Annotated in this window: 1 rRNA gene; it reads left to right on the top strand. The window is 45.9% G+C overall.

Features of this window, described 5'->3' with window-relative positions:
- Positions 1-113: ribosomal RNA gene (locus GTP46_RS29255) — 16S ribosomal RNA — on the top strand; the annotation flags it as partial.
- Between the last annotated feature and the right edge of the window lie 153 nt (positions 114-266).

The following is a 266-nucleotide window of genomic DNA, read 5'->3' as shown; positions in this document are numbered from 1 at the left end:
CAGAAGTAGGTAGCTTAACCGCAAGGAGGGCGCTTACCACGGTAGGATTCGTGACTGGGGTGAAGTCGTAACAAGGTAGCCGTATCGGAAGGTGCGGCTGGATCACCTCCTTTCTAGAGTTTGCAGGGTTCTTCGGAACCATGCCAAGTGCTCACACTTATCTGCTGTAACGTTCTTTAACAATCTGGAAGAAGTAAAGTTTTATTAAGCGTGTATCGACAGATACATGCTTGGGTAGTAAAACTCATCATCACAAGTAGTAAATG

The sequence above is a fragment of the Duganella flavida genome (assembly GCF_009857445.1).
In the GTDB taxonomy this organism is placed as follows: domain Bacteria; phylum Pseudomonadota; class Gammaproteobacteria; order Burkholderiales; family Burkholderiaceae_D; genus Rugamonas; species Rugamonas flavida.
This window is presented reverse-complemented; position numbering and strand designations above follow the sequence as displayed.